Below are 21,271 nucleotides of genomic sequence, written 5' to 3'. Positions count from 1 at the left end.
CACTGATGTGATCCAGCAACGATCGGATATCGTGAACGTTCACGATCCGAGCGTCTGGAGCCATCGATGGACCTGTCATCTCGCGAACCCGCAGTCGGCACCCTGCCGCCGCGAGCCCGATTCCGCTCGAGCCTGGGCGAGCAGTCTCTCAACTCGAATCGGGGTGAGCAAAAGCTCAACTCGAATCGGGGTGAGCAAAAGCTCAACTCGAATCGGGGTGAGCAAAAGCTCAACTCGAATTCGGGTGAGCAAAAGCTCAACGGAGACTGGAGGTTCCGGCTGTCGCCGTCCCTGGCAGCAGCTCCGGAGGGGATCGAGGCCGAGGACTTCGACGACAGCTCCTGGGACACCATCCCGGTGCCGTCGAGTTGGCCGATGCACGGGTACGGCGCACCCGCGTACACCAACGTCCAGTACCCGTTCCCGCTCGACCCGCCGTTCGTGCCGGACGAGAATCCGATCGGTGATCATCGGCTCACCTTCGACGCCGACGAGTCGCTGCTGCAGGGTGCGGTGCTGCGTTTCGACGGTGTCGACAGCACCGCCGACGTCTGGCTGAACGGCGAGCTGCTCGGCACCACCCGCGGCAGCCGGCTGATGAACGAATTCGACGTCAGTCACCTGCTCCGGGCCGCCGGCAACGTGCTGGTGATGCGGGTCGCACAGTGGTCGGCCAGCAGCTACCTGGAGGACCAGGACATGTGGTGGCTGCCCGGCATCTTCCGCGATGTCACCGTGATGGCCCGGCCGGCGCAGGCGATCCGGGATCTCTTCGTACACGCCGATTACGCCGACCAGACCGGGACGCTGCGGGTCGACGTGGACGGCGACCTGCCCGCCGAGGTCCGCATCGACGAACTCGGCGTCGTCGCGGCAGCCGGCCAACAGGTCAAGATCAGCAACGTGATCGGCTGGACCGCCGAGCAGCCGAAGCTCTACACCGCCAAGATCAGCACCGAGCTGGAGACGATCGAGCTCAAGATCGGCTTCCGGACCATCACGGTGGCCGACAGCCAGGTCCTGATCAATGGAAAGCCGATCATGTTCCGCGGCGTGAATCGCCACGAACATCATCCTGATCTTGGTCGGGTGGTGCCGCGCAGCGTGGTGGAATCCGAGCTCCGGTTGATGAAACAGCACAACATCAACGCCATCCGGACCTCGCACTATCCGCCGCACCCGGTGTTGCTGGAGTTGGCCGACGAACTCGGCTTCTACGTGATCGACGAATGCGATCTGGAAACCCATGGCTTTGCGATGAACCAGTGGCGGCGCAATCCGGTGGCCGATCCGGATTGGCGGCCGGCGCTGGTCGACCGGATGAGCAGGACCGTGCATCGGGACAAGAATCATCCGTCGGTGTTGATCTGGTCACTGGGCAACGAATGCGGCACCGGCGACAACCTACGCGTGATGGCCGAGACCGCCCGCAACATCGACCCGGCCCGGCTGATCCACTACGAGGGCGACTGGTCCTCGACGTATGTGGACCTGTACTCGCGGATGTATGCACCGGTGGACGAAGTGCACAAGATCGGCGAGAAGACCGAGGAACCGCTGGACGACGAGGCCGCGGACGCGCATCGCCGCGAGCTCCCGTTCGTACTGTGCGAATACATCCACGCGATGGGCAACGGCCCGGGCGGGATGAGCGAATACCAGGAGCTCTTCGACCGCTATCCGCGACTGGTCGGCGGCTTCGTCTGGGAGTGGCTGGAACACGGCATCCGCCGGCGGACCGACGACGGCACCGAATACTTCGGCTACGGCGGCGACTTCGGCGAGCAGGTTCACGACGGCAACTTCGTCATCGACGGTCTGGTCAGCGCCGACCGGGAGCCCCGGCCCGGGCTGATCGACCTGAAGAAGGTGTACGAACCGGTCGCCATCGACGTGGACGACGCCTGGCGGACGATCACGATCACCAACAAGTACGCGTTCAGTGACCTTGATCATCTTCGGTGGGACTGGGCGGCCGAGGACGCCGACGGCCGGTACGCCGCCGGCGTCCTGACCACGGTCGAGGTCGCCGCCGGGCAGCAGGCGACCGCGAACCTGCCGGCCGAGATCGCGGCCGCGCGTCGCGCCGGTGCGGTGCTGACCGTGACGGCCCGATTGGCCAAGGACACCAACTGGGCAACGGAAGGACACGAGATCGCCTGGGGGCAGGCCGGCAGCGTCGCGGCCACCGAACAGTCGGTGTCCGGCGGCAGCCCGGTGGTGCACGAAGCCGACGTGCTGGTGCTCGGACCGGCCCGGTTCGACGCGACCACCGGCCGGCTGACGGACCTGGCCGGCACCCGGATCGACGGGCCGCGACTGAACCTGTGGCGGGCACCCACGGACAACGACAACGGGATGGACTGGCACATCAAACGGCGGGAGTCGGCAGGCTGGCAGGAGGTCCGGCTGGACCAGTTGCAGGGCCGGCTGGCCGACGTCGCCGAGATCGAAGATGATCATGGTCACGGGTTGCGGGTGACCACCCGGTATGCCGCCCCGTCCTACGACCGGCACGTCGACGTGATCACCACCTGGCGCAGCGACGGCAGTCGGATCCGGATGCAGGCAACGCTTGTCCCGCAGGGGGAGTGGTCGCCGAGCTGGGCTCGGATCGGGCTGGACTTCGTCCTCGGCGGCGGCTACGACAACCTCGCCTGGGCAGGCCAAGGTCCGGGGCAGAAGTATCCCGACACCGGCCAGGCGGCCCGGCTGGGTTACTTCACCTCGTCGGTGGCCGATCTGCAGGTGCCGTACGTCCGGCCGCAGGAGAACGGATCCCGCTGGGCGCAGCGATTGACCCTGACGGGTGATCGCCCGCTCACGTTCAGTTCCGCCGACGGGTTCGCGTTCGCGGCTCGGCCGTGGTCGCAGCAGGCGCTGGCCGCGGCCGAGCACACCGTCGACCTCGTCGCCGACGGCAGGTTGCACCTGACCATCGACCATCGCCAGCTCGGCATCGGCACCGCGTCGTGCGGTCCGGGCGTGCTGCCGGCCTACCGGCTCGACCCGGCGCAGCTCACCGAGACGGACCTGAGGATGGAGTTGATCATCGAATAGGCCGTCGCAGAACTCCGCGCATTCCCGAGCCGTCCGTCGTACAGTGCAGATTGAACGCTTAAGTACTGGCGCTTGCCTACTGGGGGGAACTTCGTACAGGGGACTTGCAAGGGAGCAAGACGATGGGCGGTTCAACAGAAGGTAGTCAACTGGATCCTCGAGAAATGTCCCGGCGGCGCATGCTGCGTAACGCCGGGGTTCTCGGTATCGGACTTCCGGCTCTGGCCGGATTGCTCGACGCCTGCAGCGGCGGGGGCAACAACAACGACTCGGGCAGCGGCGGCGGCAACAGTCCGTTCCCCGGGCACAAGAAGTACAAGTTCAACCTGGTCAATCACGTCACCACGAACTCGTTCTTCACCCCGACCCGATACGGTGCCGACGACGCCTGCGAGATCCTCGGCTGCTCCTACAGCTGGACCGGGTCGGAGAATTCGATCGTCTCGGAGATGGTGAACGCGATGAACAGCGCGGTCACCGCCAAGGTGGCCGGCATCGGCATACCGGTGATCGACAAGACCGCGTTCACCGCACCGACGCAGAGCGCACTGGCCGCGGGCATCCCGGTGATCTCGTACAACGCCAATCCGCCGGTTGGCAGCAGGACGCCGGTGATGAGCTACATCGGCCAGGACCTGACCAAGGCCGGAGTCGAGGCTGGGCAGCGAATTCTCCAGCAGGTCAAGCCCGGTGACACGGTCGCCTGCATGATCGCCACCCCCGGCACCGGCAACATCCAGCCGCGCGCCGACGGCGCCAAGAGCGTGCTGGAACCGGCCGGGATCAAGTTCGTCCAGGTCGCCACCGGCGCGATCGAGACCAAGGAGATCCCGGCGGTCGACTCCTGGTTCCAGGGGCACAAGGACACGAAATTCTTGTACGCGGTCGATGCCGGCAGCGGCATCGCGGTGGCGAAGGCGGTGGAGAAGTACAAGTCCACCGGCGTCAAGGGCTCCGGCTGGGACGTCGGCACACCCACGCTGCAGCAGGTGAAGTCCGGCAACCTGGACTTCACGATCGATCAACAGGCTTATCTGCAAGGGTTCCTGTCGATCCTGCAGCTGTTCTTGTATCAGGTCTCGGGTGGTCTGGTCGCCCCGGTGGACACCAACACCGGTCTGAAGTTCGTCACCAAGGACAACGTCGAACCGTATCTGGCAACGCAGAACCGGTTCGAGGGGTCGAGTGAGAAGAAGACCACCCTGCAGGCGCCGTCGAGTATTCAGGCATCGTGACGGCGACCACCACCGTCCCGCACGAGGTCGTGGCCCGGGATCGCTGGCTGCGCAGGCTGCTTCAGGGCCAGGAACTGGTGATGGCCCTGATCGGCCTGGGGTTGGCGATCTTCTTCACCATTTACTCGTCCGCTTTCGGCAGCGCCGACAACGGGCCGACGCTGGCCAGCTACGTCGCGCCGATCATGATCTTCGCTGTTGCCGAGGTCTTCGTGCTGACGCTCGGCGAGATCGACCTGTCGGTGGGGCAGGTGTACGTGTTGTCGCCGTTCCTGGTGGTGTTTCTGAACAATGCCGGGGTCAGCGTGATCATCAGCATCCTGATCTCGTTGGCGATCTCGGCGCTGATCGGCTGCTTCAACGGCCTGGTCACCGTACGACTCCGGGTGCCGTCGTTCATCACCACGCTCGGCACGGTGTTCGCGCTGAAGGGCGTCGTTCTGCTGTCCTCCAACGGAATTCAGGTCAATCCGGCCGGCACCGGGACACTGGCGAACGTGCTCGGCGGCTGGTCGTTCTCGGAGATCGCCTGGGCCTTCGGCATCGCGGTGATCTGTCACGTGATCTTCCGCCGGACCAGTTTCGGGCTGCACATCACCGCGGTCGGCGGCAATCAGATCGCCTCCGGTGAGGCGGGCATCAAAGTCGGCGCGATCAAGATCTGGTGTTTCGTGATCTGTGCCTTCCTCGGCGGCTTCATGGGCATCCTGGACGGCTACCACATCGGCAGTCTCAACCCGGGCACCGACGGCCTGACCTTGATGTTCTACGGCGTGGCCGCGGCGGTGATCGGTGGAACCGCACTGACCGGCGGTCGCGGCACCATGATCGGCGCCGCGATCGGGGCGATCGTGCTGGGCATCCTGGAGGACGGTTTCAACATCATCGGCGTGAACGCGTTCGCCTATCAACTGGTGCTGGGGCTGGCGATCCTCGGCGCGATGATCTTGAACGTGCAGCTGGAGAGGGTCCGGTCCGGCCGGATCGAGGGCCGCGGATCCTTTGCCAGGTTGCTGTTGCGGATCGGTGGCAGGAGGGCTCGAACGTGACGGACGACGCTACAGCCGACCGGCCGGCGGTTGATCAACCCGGCGAGGTGCTCCGGGCCGAAGGCATCACCAAGAGCTTCGGCTCGGTGATCGCGCTGCGTGGAGTTGATCTTCATCTGGCGCCGGGTGAGGTGCTCGGTGTGGTGGGCGACAACGGCGCCGGCAAGTCGACCCTGGTCAAGATCATCACCGGTTATCAACCGCCGGACGGCGGGCAACTCTACGTGGACGGTCAGCCGGTGAACTTCCGTACGGTCACCGACGCCCGGCGGTACGGGATCGAGACCGTCTTCCAGGACTTGGCCCTGGTCGACGAGCTGCCGGTCTACCACAACCTGTTCTTGAATCGGGAGACAACCGTTGCCGGTCCGCTGCGATTGCTGAACAACCGGCGGATGCGGGCCGAGGCGCGGCGGTACCTGACGGACATCGGGGTCGACATCCCGTCCGTGGATGTGCCGGTGGAGAAGCTGTCCGGTGGCCAGCGGCAGGCGATCGCAGTGGCCCGGGCCACCCGGCAGCCCGGCATCAAGATCTTGTTGTTGGACGAGCCGCTGGCCGCGATGGGCGCCAAGGAAGCGTCGCTGATCATCGCGCTGGTGAAGAGCCTGGCTCAGTCTCGTGGGGTGTCGATGCTGGTGATCGACCACAACTACACCCATATCTTCGAGCTGTGTGATCGAGTGAACGTGATCCAGCAGGGCCGCGTCACCCTTGATCAGAAGACCAACGAGACCTCGGTGGTCGAACTGACCGAATACATGGTTTCCTCGTTCCGCAAGCAGATCGAAGCCGCCCAGCAGTGATCGTGGGTGGCGCGTATGGTTCAGTTTGAACGTGTCCAGTGCTTTGTCGATGAGGCTCGATGAGTGGCAAGTGGAAGGTCTCCGAAGTTGATTCAGACTTCGAGCCCTACTCCTGATGATGCCGAAGTCGACTGTTGACCTGTTCTGGCGCTTCATCGCGATCGCGCGTGAGTGTGGGGCTACACGGTTCGAGCTGCAGACTGCCCGCCCGGTGCTGCGTGGATCGTCGGATCTTTGCCTCGGTCGAGCCGACGCCGAAGGGCCTGACCGGACACCTGAACCTGCCGTATCCGATTGTCGACGCGAGAATTCGGCGGTCCGACCAGCTGACCAGGCGGCTGTTGATCCATTACTACGTCGTCAGTTCGCCGGACGATCTGGATGGCACCTTCCGGCTCTGGTTGCGACGATGTAGACCCCACGCTCCCTCTCGCCGACCGCGGCCTCAGGAAGTGGGAGGCAGGTAACCGACGTCGGTCCAGTTGACGGTGGACTTGCCGAAGGCGCCGTAATTGGCCAGCGTGCTGCGGGCTGCTACAAGCTCGGGTTGTTTCCCGGTGGTTGTGGCCTTGCGGACTTCCACGCCGCTGATCTTGGTCACTGCGTCGGCCTTGTCAGCATCGGAGCCGAGGTCGGCGGCGTCGATCAGATGATCCTTCAGGTCGGGCACGACGTCCTTCGCGGCTACCGCACGGAAGGTCAGCTGCGAGAGCTTGGCCCGGTCGCCCCACCAGTCGGGGTCGGCGGTCTCGATCAACACGCCGGCCTTGTCGTCGGTCCGATCCACCTGGAACGGCCCGGACAGCCAGTCGTTGATCTTGGTGATCGACTTCCAGCCGTCGTTGAACGTCGCCGGATCGGCCACCGACTCCTTGGACAGCAAGAACTCGAAGGTGGACGGCCAGTTGTCGTACGAGCCGGTGTAGGTGACGATCACCTGCTGCGGATCCGAACCCTGCTTGACCGAGGCGACCTGAGCGAAGCGCTTGCTGTCGGCGCATTTGAAGCTGACGTTCTGCCCGTTGCAGGCATTCCAGTCGGCGATGAAGTCGGCGGCCTCGATCGCCCGCCCGTTGCCCCACTTGGCGTTCGGATTGATCGTGTACGTGACCTGCTGCGGGTTGTCGCCGGTTGCGTCGACCCCGGCCAGGTAGTCCGGGTTCGGTGCCGGGTTGCCGGACGCGTCGTAGCTGAACAACTGCGGCAGCAGCGAACTCATGATCAACTTCGTGTCCGCGTCGGCATCGGCGTGCAGCGGATTCCACTGCTGACCCAACTTGGCCACCGGCAGCCGCAGCTCACCGCCCTCGGCCAGCACATCCCGCGGCTGACTGTTGATGTCGACCGGCGCCGGGCCGGACGGGGTGGGGCTGCTGCTCGGCGTGTCCGGGCCGCTGCCGCTGCACGCCCCGACGCCGAGCAGTCCGATCAGTGCACCGGCGAGCAAGCCGCGCCGCAGCGTACGGGCCCGCGGCGTACGGGAGGGTCTGGGTTGATCAGTCATCGCCGCCACAGAGTAGGTCAGATCCATCCCTTGAACCACATCCGGGACAGCCACTTCGAGTAGGGCAGCAACTGGTCGGTGAGGATCGGATAGATGTAGGCGAAGTTGAGCGCGACCAGTGCGACGAAAACTCCGGCGGCGATCCCGCCGAACATCCGTCTTCGTCGCTGATCCGGCGTGTGGGGCCGCGGTCCGATCAACAGACCCAGACACAGTGCCACCGCCATCGCCGAGAACGGGATGATCGCGATGGCGTAGAAGAAGAACTGCGGCCGGCCGGTGTATTGGAACCAGGGCAACCAAGCGCTGAGCACGCCGACGATCGGGATGCCGAACCGCCAGTCGCGGCCGCCGACCCACAAGATCAACGCGATCACCAGTGCGATCACCGCACCCCACCACAACAGCGGGGTGCCGATGCCGCTGATCACCCGCAGGCAGTTCTCGCCACCGGTCGGACAGCCGTCGGTGCCCGGCTTGATGTCGTTGACCGCATCGATGCCGATGGTCCGCGCGATGATCAACCAACCGGCCGGATTTGCGTTGTAGGTATGGGTTTGCTCGTTGATGTAGGTGCCGGTGTGGAAGGCGTAGATGTCCTTCTGATAGTGCAGGAAGGACGCGAACGCCGAGCCGAACAGCCGGGTCGTGGTGGCGTCCGGATTCTGTGCGCCCCACTGCCGGTCGTAGCCGCCCGAGGTGGCGAACCAGCTGGCCCAGCTGGCCACGTACACGATTCCGGTGACGACCACGATGGAGAAGAACGCCGGAATTCCGTCCTTCAGGATGGCCCACGCCGATCGGCGTCCGGCGCCGGCCAAGCGCCGCGCCCCGACGTCCCAGGCCAGCGCCAGCAGGCAGAACGCGGCCAACACGTACAGCGTGTTCCACTTGGTGCCCAGCGCCAGCCCGAACGTCAGACCGGCCAGCAGCCGCCACGGCCGGAACAACATCAGCGGGCCGAACTCGTAGCCCAGATCGGGCTTGCCGGTGGCGACGAGATGATCAGCGAGACGGTTCCGGAACCAGTCCCGATCGGCCGCCAGACAGGCCAATCCGGCGACCAGAAAGAACGCCAGAAAGATGTCCAGCAAGGCGATCCGGGACATCACGAAGCTCAACCCGTCCACGGTCAGCAACACCCCGGCGAGGCAGCCGATCATGGTCGACCGGCTGACCCGGCGGACCAGCCGGATCGTCATCAAGATCAACAACGAGCCGAAGACCAGTGACGCGAACCGCCAACCGAACGAGTTCATCCCGAAGATCTGCTCGCCGACCGCGATCAGCCACTTGCCGATCGGCGGATGCACGACGAACTCCGCCGAATTCAGCGTCACGTCCGGGTGACCGGCCACGATCGACGCGTTCGCGTTGTCCGGCCAGTTGCGTTCGTAGCCGAACTTCAGCAGCGAGTACGCGTCCTTGGCGTAGTAGGTCTCATCGAAGACCAGATAGCGCGGCCGGCCCAGGTGCACGATCCGCAACGCGAACGCGATCCCGGTGATCACCAGGGTCGCCAGCCAACCGACCAGGCGGTCGGTCGGCATCGCCGAGCGAAGCCGCTCGACGATGGTCGGCTGGGGAAACGCGCGAATCGGCAGCAGTACGCCGTCGCTTCTCGAGGCGACGGTCGAGGGCGCTGCCGGGCCGCTCGTCCCGATCACCGGCTGAGTCACGGCGGCCATATTAGGTGGCCAACCAATGTGCCAGGCTGTGCCCATGTTGAGTCGGTGGGGCCAGTGTTGAGTGAGCGGGGCCCGTGTTGAGCGAGCAAGGCGTGATCGTGCTGGCGGCGACGCCGATCGGCGACAGCCGCGACGCCAGTCCGCGATTGCTCGACGAGTTCCGGCAGGCCGACGTGATCGCCGCGGAGGACACCCGGCGGCTGCAACGACTGCTGGATCGGCTGGACGTCAGCTCCGAGGCCCGGGTGCTGTCCTACTTCGAGGGCAACGAGGCCGGCCGGACGCCGCAGCTGCTGGAGGCGGCCCGGTCCGGATCGCGGGTGCTGCTGGTGACCGACGCAGGGATGCCGTCGGTGTCCGATCCCGGCTACCGACTGGTCGCCGCCGCAGCCGAGGCCGGGGTGCGGGTGACTGCGGTGCCCGGGCCGTCGGCGGTGCTGACCGCGCTGGCGGTGTCCGGGCTGCCGGTGGACCGGTTCTGTTTCGAGGGGTTTCTGCCGCGCAAGCCGGGTGAGCGGCGGCGCCGGCTGGCCGAGCTGGCCGGCGAGCCGCGGACCCTGGTGTTCTTCGAGTCGCCGCATCGCTGCGCCGAGATGCTGGCCGATCTGGCCGGCGCGTTCGGTGACGACCGGCCGGCGGCGGTGTGCCGCGAACTGACCAAGACCTACGAGGAGGTACGTCGCGGCGGGTTGGCCGAGCTGGCCGGCTGGGCTGAAGATGGCGTACGAGGTGAGATCACCATCGTCGTCTCCGGTGCCTCGGGCGACGGCCGGGGCGTGTCGACCGACGACGCGGTGGCCGAGGTGGCCGAACTGACCACCGGTGGGATGAAGCTCAAACCGGCGGTCGCGCTGGTCGCCGAACGGCACAAGCTGGCCAAGAACGCGCTCTACCAGGCAGCGCTCGCGGCCCGCGGCGCCGGCACTTCCTAAGCTGTCGCCGGTGAGCGATCTTCAACACCGCGAACGGCGGGCCGCCGCGAACGAGCAGGGTCAACGCCGCAATCTCGAACGGCCGGCCACGCCGGAGCCGCTGCCACATCCGGTGGTCGACACCCACTGCCACCTCGACGTTGCCGACGGGCGCACCGAGATCAGCCCAGCCGAGGCGATCGAGCTCGCCGCGGGCGTCGGCGTGACGCGGATCGTTCAGGTCGGCTGTGACGTGGAGGGTTCCCGCTGGGCGGTGCAGGCCGCACACAGCTGGCCGAACGTGGTGGCCAGCGTCGCGATCCACCCCAACGACGCCGCTCGGCTGGTCGATCGAGCGGGGGGTGACGGGCTGGCCGCCGCGCTGGCGGAGATCGAGCAACTCGCCGCCGACGAGCGGGTGCGCGGGATCGGCGAGACCGGGCTGGACCACTTCCGCACCCGGGACGCCGACGGGCAGGCGATCCAGAAGCGGGCCTTCGCCGCTCACATCGCGCTGGCCAAGCAGTACGGCAAGACCCTGGTGATCCACGACCGGGACGCGCACGCCGACATCCTGGACGTGCTGGACGCCGAGGGTGCGCCGGAGCGGATCGTGATGCACTGCTTCTCCGGCGACGCCGACTTCGCCCGAGCCTGCCTGGATCGCGGTGGCTATCTGTCCTTCGGCGGCACCGTCACCTTCAAGAACTCGACCGAACTGCGGGAGGCGCTGGCGATCACGCCGATGGACCGGATCGTGACCGAGACCGATGCGCCGTACCTGACACCGGAGCCCTACCGGGGCCGGCCGAACGCGTCCTACCTGATCCCGTACACCGCTCGGCGGATTGCCGAGGTGCTCGATCGCGACCTGGAGACGGTCTGCCGGGCGCTGGACGACAACGCAACCGCCGCGTTCGGCGGCAGCTGGGGTGAGGCGATCTGATGGAATTCTCCGAGGTGGTGCGCAAGCGCCGGATGGTGCGCGAGTACGACCCGGACCGGCCACTGCCGGACGGGCTGCTGGATCGGCTGATCGACACGGGGCTGCGGGCGCCCTCGGCCGGCTTCACCCAGGGCGTCTCGTTCCTGATCCTGGAGGACGACCAGGATCGAGACCGGTTCTGGGCCGCGACCAGCGACGGCGACGAACCGGACAGTTGGCTGCGGGGGATGCGGACCGCGCCGGCGCTGATCCTGGTGCTGACCAGCGCGGACGCCTACCTGGACCGCTACGCGCTGCCGGACAAGGGCTGGACCGAGCGTTCCGAAGAGCCCTGGACCGCGCCGTACTGGCATGTCGACGCCGGCATGGCGGCGATGGCGGTGCTGTACGCGATCGTCGACGCCGAGCTCGGCGGCTGCTTCTTCGGCCTGCCCGCCGACACGGTCGAGCAGGTTCGTAGCGCGTTCGCGATCCCGGCCGAGCAGCAGGTGGTCGGGGTGATCAGCGTCGGCTACCGGGCCCGTACCGAAGCTCCGTCCGGTTCGCCCCGGAAGCGGGCGCGGCGACCGCGAACCGACCTCGTACGACGCGGACGGTGGACCGCGGACTAGCGGGCGGGCGCCGTCACCGTTATGCTCTCGTGACGTTGTCGACGCCTAACCGTTATGGAGAGCCGTGCGCAAGATTCTTCCGATCGTTGCAGCAGGTGCCGTCGTCGTTGCTGCCTCGGGTGGAACCTTCGCCTACGCCTCCGCGGACAAGCAGGTCACGTTGTCCGTCGACGGCCGGCCGCAGACCGTCAACACCTTCCAGGGCTCCGTTTCCGGGCTGCTGAAATCGCGCGGCATCACCGTCAGCGACCGGGACGAGGTCGCTCCGTCGCTGAACAGCAAGCTGACCGAGGGCGCCAAGGTGTCGGTGCGGTACGGCCGCCAGGTGACCGTCAACGTGGATGGCGAGCAGAAGACGTTCTGGACCACCGCCCAGTCGGTCGGTGCGGCGCTGCAACTGGCCGGGCTGACCGGCAAGGACGCCGACCTGTCCACCAGCCGGAGCGCCCCGATCAACCGGCAGGGGCTGAGCCTGACGATGGACACCAGCAAGTCGGTGAAGATCACCGCCGGCGGTAAGACCAAGACCGTCCGGACCACCGCAGGCACCGTCGGTGCGGCGCTGAAGGTCGCCAAGGTGTCGGTCGACGACAACGACAAGGTCTCCAAGGCACTGAGCGCCAAACTGGCCGACGGCACGACCATCAAGGTCACCAAGGTCAGCACCAAGACTCTGACCAAGACCAAGCGCGTCGACTACGACGTGGTGCATCGCAAGACCAAGAAGCTGGACCGGGGCGAGACCCGGGTGGACACCGACGGCAAGGCGGGCGAGCGGACGTACACCTACCTGGTCACCAAGTACGACGGCAAGGAGCACGACCGCCGACTGATCTCCCAGGAGCTCACCACCGATCCGGTCGACGAGGTGGTGCTGGTCGGCACCCACAAGCCGAAGCCGCAGCGCGACACGACCGACACCGGCAACTCGGGTGATTCGGGCAACTCGAAGAATTCCGGCAGCACGGCGGCGTCGGTGCCGTCCGGCAGCGTCTGGGACCGGCTGGCGCAGTGCGAGGCCGGCGGCAACTGGCACATCAACACCGGCAACGGGTTCTACGGCGGCCTGCAGTTCACCCTGCAGACCTGGCGAGCCTACGGCGGCAGCGGGATGCCGAACCAGGCCAGCCGCGAGCAGCAGATCGCCGTCGGCAAGAAGATCCAGGCCAGCCAAGGCTGGGGCGCCTGGCCGGCCTGCAGCTCGAGGCTGGGGCTGCGCTGACCCGACTGCTGGACCCGACCGCGGTCCGTGAACTCGCCGCCCGGCTGGAGCTGCGCCCGACCAAGCAGCGCGGGCAGAACTTCGTCACCGACGCCAACACCGTGCGCCGGATCGTGCAACTGGCCGGCGTCGGCGAGTCCGACACCGTACTGGAGATCGGCCCCGGCCTGGGGTCGCTGACCCTGGCTCTGCTCGACGTCGCGGAGCAGGTGATCGCGATCGAGATCGATCCGCTGCTGGCCGAAGCCCTGCCGGGCACCGTGGCCGAGCGGGCACCGGAACGGCAGCACCGGTTGCAGGTGATCCGGGCCGACGCGCTCCGCGTCACCGAGCTGCCTGCCCCGCCGAGCATCGTGGTGGCCAATCTTCCGTACAACGTGTCGGTGCCGGTGCTGCTGCACCTGCTCGCCGGATTCGACAGCTGGCGCCGCGGGCTGGTGATGGTGCAGGCCGAGGTCGCCGACCGGCTGGCCGCCGAGCCCGGCTCGAAGATCTACGGCGTGCCCTCGGTCAAGATGGCCTGGTACGCGGCCACGGCCCGGATCGGATCGGTACCGCCACGGGTTTTCTGGCCGGTGCCCAACGTCGAGTCCGGGTTGGTGTCGATCGAGCGCCGAGATCCGCCGCAGACCACCGCGACCCGGGAGCAGGTGTTCGCCGTCGTCGACGCCGCCTTCGCCCAACGACGCAAGATGCTGCGCGCCGCGTTGGCAGGTCTGGCGGGGTCGTCGGCGGCCGCGTCGACGGCGCTGACCGCGGCCGGGGTCAATCCGACCGCCCGCGGCGAGACCTGCACCGTCGAGCAGTTCGCGCGGATCGCCGAACAGCTGCACGGCTGAGACCGATACGCTCGGGCCCGTGGCCGAGCCAATCCTCCCCGGGCCGCCGACGGTGCACGTCCGCGCTCCCGCCAAGATCAATCTTACGCTGCGCGTGGGCCCGGCACGCCGCGACGGTTTCCACCCGCTGGCCACCGTCTATCAAGCTGTGTCGTTGTACGAGGAGCTGACCGCGACCCTGGCCGAGCCGGGCGTGTTCGAACTCGTCACCACCGGTGAGGGCAGCGAGACGCTGCCCACCGATGATCAGAATCTCGCTCTGCGGGCGGCACGCAAACTCGCCACCGACGCCGGCCTGATCGACCAGGTCGGCGTCTCGATGATGATCAAGAAGTCGATCCCGGTGGCGGCCGGGCTGGCCGGCGGATCCGCCGACGCGGCGGCCGCGTTGCTGGCCTGCGCCACCCTCTGGGATCTCGAACTCGGACCGCAGGCGCTGCAGCCGATGGCGGCCAGACTCGGTTCGGACGTGCCGTTCGCGTTGATCGGCGGCACCGCGGTCGGCAGCGGCCGGGGCGAGAGCGTGGTGCCGGCGCTGGGTCGGGGCCACTACTACTGGGCGCTCGCCTTCGCCGACCGGGGGCTGTCCACGCCCGCCGTCTACAACCGCTACGACGAACTCGGCCCGACGCCGCCGGTCCCGTTCGAGGTGCCGGCGGAGTTGATGAACGCCTTGCGCAGCGGCGATGCCGAACAACTCGGCCGGCATCTGATCAACGATCTCGAGGCGCCGGCAATCGACCTCATGCCGGAGCTGAAGGAGTTGCTGCAGGTCGGGCGTGATCTTGGTGCGATCGGCGCGGTGATTTCCGGCTCCGGGCCGACCTGTGCCTTCCTGGCCGGCGACGAGCGGTCGGCGATCGACCTGACCGTCGGATTGTCGGCCAGCGGGCTGTGCCGGTCCACCCGCTACGTCGGCGGTCCGGTGCCCGGGGCTCGGCTGATCTGAGGTCGCCAGGTTCAGCCTCAGCCGAGGTCGGGCCGGTCCCGCCAGGCGATCTCGCCACCCGGAGCGGTGAATTCCAAGATCACCAACTCGTTGGCGCCGGTGCGCCACAACGGCGCCGGAGCGTACAGAGTGCGCTGCGGTCCGGCCGGGTTCCAGTAGCGGCCCAGGTTGAACCCGTTCAGATACAAGAAGCCGTTGTGCCAGCCGGGCAGCTCAAGATACGCGTCGGCGACTTCCTCGACCTGCACCGTGGTGCGGTAGAAGCCCGGCCGGTCGCCAGCAGGTTGCCAGTCGAGATCTGCCAGGCCGGGTAGCTGCTCCAGGTCGAGAGCAGACTGCTCGAATCCGAACAGGTGCTGGTAATCGAGCCGGATCCGGCCGAGGCCCTTGTGGTCGCCGATGCCCGGTCCGAAGTTGACCCGGCCCAGCGATTGGACGGTGACGTCAAGATCATGATCACCGGCGGCGACGTCGATCGGCAGCTTGGTCTCGGTGGCGAGCGGGTAGGCGGGATCGGCGTCCAGCCGGCCGAGCCGGCCGATCAATGCGCCGTCCAGCCGTACCTCGGCCAGGTCGGCCAAACCGACCAGGCCGAGCTCGCCGGTGATCGGTCCGGCGATCTTGGTCCGGTAGCGAACCACGCCGTGATGCAGGCCGAGATGCTCGAACGTCTCCGGGGTCGGGCTCGGCACCGGCTCGCGGTTGTCCAGGATCTGTTGCAGGTCGAGGAAGTCGGTGACCCCGACGCTGCGCGCCGGTTGGATCTCAGCATCGGCCGGCGGCTGGGGAGGCCGGGCCCCCGTACGCTTGCTGATCACGTCTCGGAACGCGTGGAACTTGTCGGTCAGCCGGCCGTCCTCGGCGATCGGCGAGTCGTAGTCGTAGCTGGTGACGGTCGGTTGCAGTCGATCGTGATCGCCGAGATTCGCGCCGGCCCAGGTGCCGAAGTTCGTACCGCCGTGGGCCATGTAGAGATTGACCGAACGGCCGTCCGACAGAAGTTGATCAAGCTCGGCGGCAGCGTCGGCGGCGTCCCGGGTGTGGTGCTGCTCGCCCCAGTGATCGAACCAGCCGTTCCAGAATTCCATGCACATGCCGGGCCTGCCCGGCTGCAGCTGATCCAACAGGGCAAAGGCTTCTCGCTGCCGGGAGCCGAAGTTGATCGTCGCGAACGTGTCGCCGAGCCGGCCCCCGGACAACATCAACTCGGTCGGACCGTCGGAGGTGAACAGCATCGACGTCACTCCGCGCTCGACCAGCCCGTCCTGCAGGTGTTGCAGGTAGTCGTGATCATTGCCGAAGCTGCCGTACTCGTTCTCGACCTGGACCCCGATCACCCGGCCGCCCCGGTCGGCCTGCCGGCGGACGATGATCGGCAGCAACTCGTCGAACCACTGGTCGACATGATCAAGGTAGGCCGGGTCGCTGGTCCGCAACGCCGCTGCGGCCCGGTGATCATCCAGCAGCCAGGCCGGCAGACCGCCGTTGTCCCACTCGGCACAGATGTAGGGGCCCGGCCGGACCAGGATGTCCAGATCCGCTGCCGCGGCCAGGTCGAGGAACCGGCCGAGGTCCCGCATGCCGGTGAAATCGGACGGCCGATCGCGGTAGGGCCGGTGGAAGTTCCAGGCGACGTAGGTCTCCACGGTGTTGCAACCCAGCGCCCGCAGCCGGGCCAGCCGATCCGGCCAGAGCTCGGCCGGGATGCGGAAGTAGTGCAGGGCGCCGGAGATGATCTGATGCGGCTCACCGTTGCGGAGGAAATGCTCAAGGCCTGGAACGACGTCGACGGGTGGCTGGGTCACCCGCAGAGCCTATTCGTACGGGGCGATCAGTTGGCGCAGGGCCTCGGCAAGCTGATCACGCTGCGCGCTCGGCAACACGCCGAGGATCTGGTGTTCGGCGCGGAGCAGGTCGGTGATCGCCGCATCGACCGCGCGCTTGCCGTCGGGCGTCAGCCGGACCAGCACACCGCGCCGATCGTCGGGCCGGTTCGTCCGGTTGACCAGGCCGCGCGCCGCGAGCCGGTCGACCCGATTGGTCATGGTGCCGGAGGTGACCATGGTTTCGCGCAGCAGTTGGCCCGGGCTGAGTTGATAAGGATCGCCGGAGCGGCGCAGTGCCGCCAGCACGTCGAACTCCCAGGACTCCAGTTCATGCCGGGCGAACGCCGTCCGCCGCTGCCGATCCAGGTAGTGCGCCAGTCGGGTGACTCGGGAGAGCACCTCCATCGGCGAGCTGTCCAGATCCGGCCGTTCCCGGCGCCACGCCTCGACCAGACCGTCGACCTCGTCGCGCATGACTTCGACCTCGTCGCGCATGACTTCGACTTCGTCGCCCATGCCGTTGGTCGCATCGGGGGCGATGGCTGCGGGCTGATCCGGCATGCTGCCGAGTCTAGTGAAGAGTCTTGATGTCGAGACGTTTGTCGACCCGCGGTGGGTCGCCGACGTGCTCGTGCCGGGGTATTGGCGAAGATGTCTGCATGCCGACCGACCCGAACCACGAACCCGAGCAGGAATGCGACATCGTCCTTCAGGGCGGGACCGCGTCCGGGGTGATCTATCCGCGGGCGTTGGCGGCGCTGGCCCGGCGGTACCGGTTGCGCGGGATCGGCGGCACGTCGGCCGGTGCGATGGCCGCGGCGGTGGCCGCTGCGGCCGAGTACGGCCGGGTGACCGGCCGAGGCGGCTTCGGGCTGTTCGATCAGATCCCGCACGAGCTCGGTCGCGGCCGGATGCTCGCGCTGTTCCAGCCGCAGCCGAACACCCGGACCTTGCTGCGGCTGATGTTGATCCTGACCGGTGGCGATCGGATGAACGGCCGCAGCCTGCCCAATCGGATCTTCGCCGCGCTGGGTACTGCGGTCACCGGCTATCCGCCGGCTGCGGTGCTCGGCGCGCTGCCCGGATTGATCTTGATCATCCTGGGCATCGTGATCGCGGGGCCTTGGGCGATCGTGCTCGGTGCGGTTCTGCTGGTGATTGTCGAGCTGGTCGCGCTGCTCGTCTCGATCATGATCAACTTGACCAGAGACGTACCGGAGAACAGCTTCGGGATGTGCACCGGGCTGACCGAATCCGAACCCACCAAGGACGAACGCGGACCGGCGCTGACCGAATGGCTGGCGAACAAGATCAACGCCGCCGCCGGTCTGCAGACCGATGACCCGCCGCTGACCTTCGGTCAGCTGTGGACTGCGGGGTGTCAGGACCCTGACATGGATGCGGCGTTGAAGGATCCGCGGCAACGCCGGATCGACCTGCGGGTGACGACCACCTGCCTGAGTGAGTCCCGGCCGTACGATCTGCCGTTCGCGGCGCATCGGTTCTTCTACGACCCCGACGAGTGGCGACGGATCTTTCCGCCGAAGGTGATGGCGGCGTTGGAGGCGGCTGCCGAACCGCGTAGTCCGGAACGGGCCGACGCACAGTCCTGGGAGATCGACCGCCAGCAAGGGATTGCGCACTCGCCGGGGCTGTGCCGGCTGCCCGACGCGCAGGACCTGCCGGTGATCATCGCCGCCCGGATGTCGCTGAGCATGCCGCTGGTGATCTCCGCGGTCCCGCTGTGGGTGATCGAACGCGCCGACGAGGGTCCGGACGGCCGACTGGATCCGACCGGTCCGCGCCGGTTCGTCAAGGTCTGGTTCTCCGACGGCGGGCTGTCCAACAACTTCCCGGTGCAACTCTTCGACGCGGCGTTGCCGACCCGGCCCACGTACGCGATCAATCTGCAGAGCTTTCCACCCGGCGTACAGCCGGACACCGACGAGGCGGACAACGTCGAGTGGGCGCACGGCAACAACGACGGCTTGGCACCCAAGATCGCCCGCTGGCCGAACCGCGGGATCGCTGCTGTGGCGGGATTCCTGGGTGCGATCTACACCTCATCCAGCAGTTGGCAGGACACCACTCAGCTGTCGTTTCCCGGGTTCCGGGATCGGATCGTCCGGGTCCTGCAGACCAAGCACGAGGGCGGCATCAATCTGGCGATGGACGACGAGATGATCGAACGGCTGGCGCGGCGCGGGGAGCGGGCCGCGGACGCGATCATGAACCAGTTCGCAGAGCCGCACTATCCGCCGTACGTGGACGGCCGGCCGACCAGCACCGGCTGGGACAACCATCGCTGGGTGCGCTACCGGGCCTTGCTGTCGGTGCTGCCCGACTGGGCGGAGTCGTACGGCCTCGGGCGGGCGGTGCTGGGGGAGCGGCTGCTGGCCGATCCGCCGAGTTATCGATTCGGCAGCGAGTCCGAGCGTGAGTTGGCCGGCGAGCTGGATCGGGTGCTGGACGAACTCGCCCGGGTCGTCGAGGAGGCCGATCCACAGGCGCTGGCTGCGCTCACCGATCGCCCGCGCCCGGTCGGCGTGCTGCGCCGGATGCCGCAGGTCTGACATGCGGGGCAGGTGGCGATGGTGGGTCTGGGTGATCTTGGCTGCAGTGGCGGCGCTGCTGCTGTTCCAACTCGGCAGCCACGCGTATCGGGCCTATCGGCTCGATCATCACGGCGTCCGGGTGGACGCGAAGATCCTGAGCTCCGACGTGGGCTGTTTCGGTGCGATCGGCAGTGGCTCGACGCCGATCGGCGGCAAGACCATCACCTACCGGGTGCGCTTTCCGATCCCGACGGGAGAGCACACGACGAAGGTGACCCGGCCGTGTCGGGTGATCCCGCCGGACTTCGGCTACGGCCGCGGCGCGATCTGGATCCAGTACGACGCGGGCAACCCGGACCGGACCCGAGTGCTCGGCGACAACACCGACCGCGAGGCGGTCAAGATCCTCGCCGTGGTGACGCTGATCTACCTGGTCGGTCTGGCGATCGCGATCCTGGCCCAGCGGGTCGGCGGCCGGACCCGAGATGCGCCGACGGGCCGGCATGCGTAACCTTGGTGCCGGCCGCCCCACGGGCGGCCGTTCCCCGGTTGGTCTGCCGGCAGGGCCCGCCTGACTTTGAATCAGGACTAGCGACGTAGGTTCGACTCCTACCCGGGGAGCAGACGGACGACAAACCACCTCGCGGAGCTTTGCATCAGTGCCCGTAGCGGGTGCCCGCTAACTGGCTCGATTCGTCTGGTCGTTCTCGATGCCGACGTCGCGGTGTTTGGACCTGCCGTGCTTCCCCTTCTCCTTCTTGGATGCCTTTTCGGCTGATCGGTGTTGGGCCGATGCGGAGTTGCTCTTCGAACCGTGCCGCGCTCCCGATCGGCCTGGTTCATCGGCGGCCGGGCTGTTGTTGGCGGCATCGCTGCTGTTGACGACGGGGTCGTTGGCGGCGTTGGTCGTTGGAGGGCTGCTCGTCACCGTAGCAGTCCGCGTCGCAGCGGGCTTCGTGGTTGTGGCAGAGGACTTGGTCGCAGCGGGTTCCTTGGTCGCGCTTGGGGACTTGGTAGCCGAGGGGCTCGTGCTCGCTGCGGGAGTGCTCCGCGCATCCGGATGCTCGGGCGATGCTGTCTTCGATTCCGCCGCGTCGTTCGCTGCGGTGGGCGCCTTCTTCGGAGCCGCGTCACCCTTCGCGGTCGTGATCTTGATCGCGACCGAGGACGAGTCGACGAAGTAGGCGTACGTGCCGGGGTTGGCCGACAACGAGCCGGCGCAGCTTCCGAGGAACGCGGCTGCCGCCAGCGCGGCGACGATCGTCGGGCCCGCGTGGCGTCTCATGATCCGTCTTGGCGGGATTGATTCAGTTCACGGGGCCGATTCAGCCGTACCAGGAACCAGATCCCGGCGCACAACACCACGGCTCCGCCGCCGACCATGATGCCCGCCTTGCTCAGTACGAAATTGCGTACGGTGCCGATGTAGGGCACGTCGTACCAGAGTCGGCCGCGGAGCTGAGCGGCATGCACCGGTGCGGTGTCGTCGGCATTGTTCGCATCGCCCCTGGTGGTGAACACCGGCCCGTCGGAGCTCTGCTTGATCGCGACGATCCGGTGGGTGATCAGGGTGTCCCCGATGGCGTACGTGACGATGTCGCCGCGTTGGAGTGTCGCCACATCGGCCGGCTTGTTCACCACAACCGATCCGACCGGCAGCCGCGGCTGCATGCTGCCCGACAGCACCGTCAGCGTCTGCCCGCCGACCAACGCGGGAAGCACCGTCAACGCGACCGCCAGCGCGACGACCGCGACCACGACCAGCGTGAGCACCACGGCACCCAGCCGGCCGAGGAATCGGCGCGGCTTCCCGGCGGGAACGGCCGCAGTCACGACCTCGACGCCGCTCTCGGCCTCGGGAGGTTGAGATGCTGCCGTTGCCATGGCGGATCCCCATCCCTTCCGGCGGTCCGGCCGGGCACCCGCAGATGCCTCCCCTGTCGGGGCCAGTGTGGGAAATCAACCGGGGCCGGCGCATCGGCAATTTTGCCTATCCGCGAATAGTCAAGTTTGCCGATGCCGGTCGATGTCGCCGCGCGGCAGAGTTCTGCACAAGCAGTGACTCAGTCG

General features: G+C 67.3%; 18 protein-coding genes and 1 tRNA gene. 13 read left to right on the top strand and 6 right to left on the bottom strand.

Annotated features, from left to right (window positions below):
• The first annotated feature begins 66 nt into the window (after positions 1–66).
• From FOE78_RS20530 to FOE78_RS20515, 4 genes are all read left to right on the top strand, one after another.
• Entirely contained in the window at positions 67–3,060 is a 2,994-nt protein-coding gene (locus FOE78_RS20530) for a glycoside hydrolase family 2 TIM barrel-domain containing protein (RefSeq protein WP_143987922.1), read from the top strand.
• A 164-nt stretch (positions 3,061–3,224) separates the two neighbouring features.
• Positions 3,225–4,295 (top strand): substrate-binding domain-containing protein, encoded by a 1,071-nt coding sequence (locus tag FOE78_RS20525; RefSeq protein ID WP_210414696.1) that lies wholly within the window; start codon positions 3,225–3,227, stop codon positions 4,293–4,295.
• Complete coding sequence (locus FOE78_RS20520) at positions 4,292–5,344, top strand: ABC transporter permease (RefSeq protein WP_143987920.1); 1,053 nt, start codon at positions 4,292–4,294, stop codon at positions 5,342–5,344. Before FOE78_RS20525 ends, FOE78_RS20520 begins: the two co-directional genes overlap by 4 nt.
• Entirely contained in the window at positions 5,341–6,150 is an 810-nt protein-coding gene (locus FOE78_RS20515; protein ID WP_143987919.1) for an ATP-binding cassette domain-containing protein, read from the top strand. The genes FOE78_RS20520 and FOE78_RS20515 overlap by 4 nt, the downstream gene beginning before the upstream one ends.
• 445 nt (positions 6,151–6,595) lie before the next feature.
• On the opposite strand, the gene FOE78_RS20510 is transcribed toward FOE78_RS20515, so the two are convergent.
• Positions 6,596–7,681, bottom strand: a complete 1,086-nt coding sequence (locus FOE78_RS20510) for an ABC transporter substrate-binding protein (protein WP_143987918.1) — start codon at positions 7,679–7,681, stop codon at positions 6,596–6,598.
• Complete coding sequence (locus tag FOE78_RS20505) at positions 7,672–9,204, bottom strand: dolichyl-phosphate-mannose--protein mannosyltransferase (RefSeq protein WP_228266251.1); 1,533 nt, start codon at positions 9,202–9,204, stop codon at positions 7,672–7,674. The genes FOE78_RS20510 and FOE78_RS20505 overlap by 10 nt, the downstream gene beginning before the upstream one ends.
• A 215-nt stretch (positions 9,205–9,419) precedes the next feature.
• On the opposite strand from FOE78_RS20505, the gene rsmI reads away from it, so the two are divergent.
• The 6 genes from rsmI to FOE78_RS20475 all read left to right on the top strand — a co-directional run bounded on the left by rsmI (position 9,420) and on the right by FOE78_RS20475 (position 14,820).
• Positions 9,420–10,274 (top strand): 16S rRNA (cytidine(1402)-2'-O)-methyltransferase, encoded by an 855-nt coding sequence (gene rsmI / locus FOE78_RS20500; RefSeq protein ID WP_210415057.1) that lies wholly within the window; start codon positions 9,420–9,422, stop codon positions 10,272–10,274.
• Between the two features lie 100 nt (positions 10,275–10,374).
• Positions 10,375–11,199 carry a TatD family hydrolase gene (locus tag FOE78_RS20495; RefSeq protein ID WP_228266250.1) on the top strand — a complete coding sequence of 275 codons (825 nt, stop codon included), beginning with the start codon at positions 10,375–10,377 and terminating at the stop codon, positions 11,197–11,199.
• A complete protein-coding gene (locus tag FOE78_RS20490) occupies positions 11,199–11,810 on the top strand; it encodes a nitroreductase family protein (protein WP_143987915.1) in 612 nt (203 codons plus the stop codon). The genes FOE78_RS20495 and FOE78_RS20490 overlap by 1 nt, the downstream gene beginning before the upstream one ends.
• Before the next feature lie 64 nt (positions 11,811–11,874).
• Positions 11,875–13,032: a resuscitation-promoting factor gene (locus tag FOE78_RS24615; RefSeq protein ID WP_143987914.1), complete on the top strand. Its 1,158-nt coding sequence runs from the start codon at positions 11,875–11,877 to the stop codon at positions 13,030–13,032.
• Positions 13,029–13,871: a 16S rRNA (adenine(1518)-N(6)/adenine(1519)-N(6))-dimethyltransferase RsmA gene (gene rsmA, locus FOE78_RS20480; protein WP_143988983.1), complete on the top strand. Its 843-nt coding sequence runs from the start codon at positions 13,029–13,031 to the stop codon at positions 13,869–13,871. Before FOE78_RS24615 ends, rsmA begins: the two co-directional genes overlap by 4 nt.
• Before the next feature lie 19 nt (positions 13,872–13,890).
• Entirely contained in the window at positions 13,891–14,820 is a 930-nt protein-coding gene (locus tag FOE78_RS20475) for a 4-(cytidine 5'-diphospho)-2-C-methyl-D-erythritol kinase (RefSeq protein WP_143987913.1), read from the top strand.
• A 17-nt stretch (positions 14,821–14,837) separates the two neighbouring features.
• Here FOE78_RS20475 and FOE78_RS20470 read toward each other — a convergent pair whose 3' ends face one another.
• Together FOE78_RS20470 and FOE78_RS20465 are read right to left on the bottom strand one after the other, a co-directional pair.
• A complete protein-coding gene (locus FOE78_RS20470; RefSeq protein WP_143987912.1) occupies positions 14,838–16,625 on the bottom strand; it encodes a glycoside hydrolase family 35 protein in 1,788 nt (595 codons plus the stop codon).
• Between the two features lie 9 nt (positions 16,626–16,634).
• On the bottom strand, positions 16,635–17,120 hold the full coding sequence (locus FOE78_RS20465) for a MarR family winged helix-turn-helix transcriptional regulator (RefSeq protein ID WP_143988982.1): 486 nt from the start codon (positions 17,118–17,120) through the stop codon (positions 16,635–16,637).
• Between the two features lie 185 nt (positions 17,121–17,305).
• On the opposite strand from FOE78_RS20465, the gene FOE78_RS20460 reads away from it, so the two are divergent.
• From FOE78_RS20460 to FOE78_RS20450, 3 genes are all read left to right on the top strand, one after another.
• The gene (locus tag FOE78_RS20460; RefSeq protein ID WP_168207611.1) at positions 17,306–19,219 is read left to right on the top strand and encodes a patatin-like phospholipase domain-containing protein; all 1,914 of its coding nucleotides are present in this window, start codon (positions 17,306–17,308) and stop codon (positions 19,217–19,219) included.
• Positions 19,220–19,250: 31 nt separating this feature from the next.
• Positions 19,251–19,712 carry a hypothetical protein gene (locus FOE78_RS20455; RefSeq protein ID WP_143987910.1) on the top strand — a complete coding sequence of 154 codons (462 nt, stop codon included), beginning with the start codon at positions 19,251–19,253 and terminating at the stop codon, positions 19,710–19,712.
• Positions 19,713–19,743: 31 nt separating this feature from the next.
• A tRNA-Gln gene (locus tag FOE78_RS20450) sits at positions 19,744–19,822 on the top strand.
• A gap of 58 nt (positions 19,823–19,880) precedes the next feature.
• Here the strand turns inward: FOE78_RS20450 and FOE78_RS20445 are convergent.
• A complete protein-coding gene (locus tag FOE78_RS20445; RefSeq protein ID WP_143987909.1) occupies positions 19,881–20,486 on the bottom strand; it encodes a hypothetical protein in 606 nt (201 codons plus the stop codon).
• Entirely contained in the window at positions 20,483–21,085 is a 603-nt protein-coding gene (locus tag FOE78_RS20440) for a signal peptidase I (protein ID WP_143987908.1), read from the bottom strand. The genes FOE78_RS20445 and FOE78_RS20440 overlap by 4 nt, the downstream gene beginning before the upstream one ends.
• Positions 21,086–21,271 lie beyond the last annotated feature (186 nt).

Source organism: Microlunatus elymi, assembly GCF_007362775.1.
GTDB classification, from domain to species: Bacteria; Actinomycetota; Actinomycetes; order Propionibacteriales; family Propionibacteriaceae; genus Microlunatus; species Microlunatus elymi.
The sequence above is the reverse complement of the archived record's forward strand: the minus strand, read 5'-3'. Positions and strand labels throughout refer to the sequence as shown.

Bases quoted from the DNA above. Each gene is read 5' to 3' on its own strand.
- FOE78_RS20530 (WP_143987922.1), top strand. From the start codon at position 67: ATGGACCTGTCATCTCGCGAACCCGCAGTCGGCACCCTGCCGCCGCGA.
- FOE78_RS20525 (WP_210414696.1), top strand. From the start codon at position 3,225: ATGTCCCGGCGGCGCATGCTGCGTAACGCCGGGGTTCTCGGTATCGGA.
- FOE78_RS20510 (WP_143987918.1), bottom strand. From the start codon at position 7,681: ATGGATCTGACCTACTCTGTGGCGGCGATGACTGATCAACCCAGACCC.
- FOE78_RS20505 (WP_228266251.1), bottom strand. From the start codon at position 9,204: ATGCCGACCGACCGCCTGGTCGGTTGGCTGGCGACCCTGGTGATCACC.
- FOE78_RS20490 (WP_143987915.1), top strand. From the start codon at position 11,199: ATGGAATTCTCCGAGGTGGTGCGCAAGCGCCGGATGGTGCGCGAGTAC.
- FOE78_RS20465 (WP_143988982.1), bottom strand. From the start codon at position 17,120: ATGCGCGACGAGGTCGACGGTCTGGTCGAGGCGTGGCGCCGGGAACGG.
- FOE78_RS20460 (WP_168207611.1), top strand. From the start codon at position 17,306: ATGCCGACCGACCCGAACCACGAACCCGAGCAGGAATGCGACATCGTC.
- FOE78_RS20445 (WP_143987909.1), bottom strand. From the start codon at position 20,486: ATGAGACGCCACGCGGGCCCGACGATCGTCGCCGCGCTGGCGGCAGCC.
- FOE78_RS20440 (WP_143987908.1), bottom strand. From the start codon at position 21,085: ATGGCAACGGCAGCATCTCAACCTCCCGAGGCCGAGAGCGGCGTCGAG.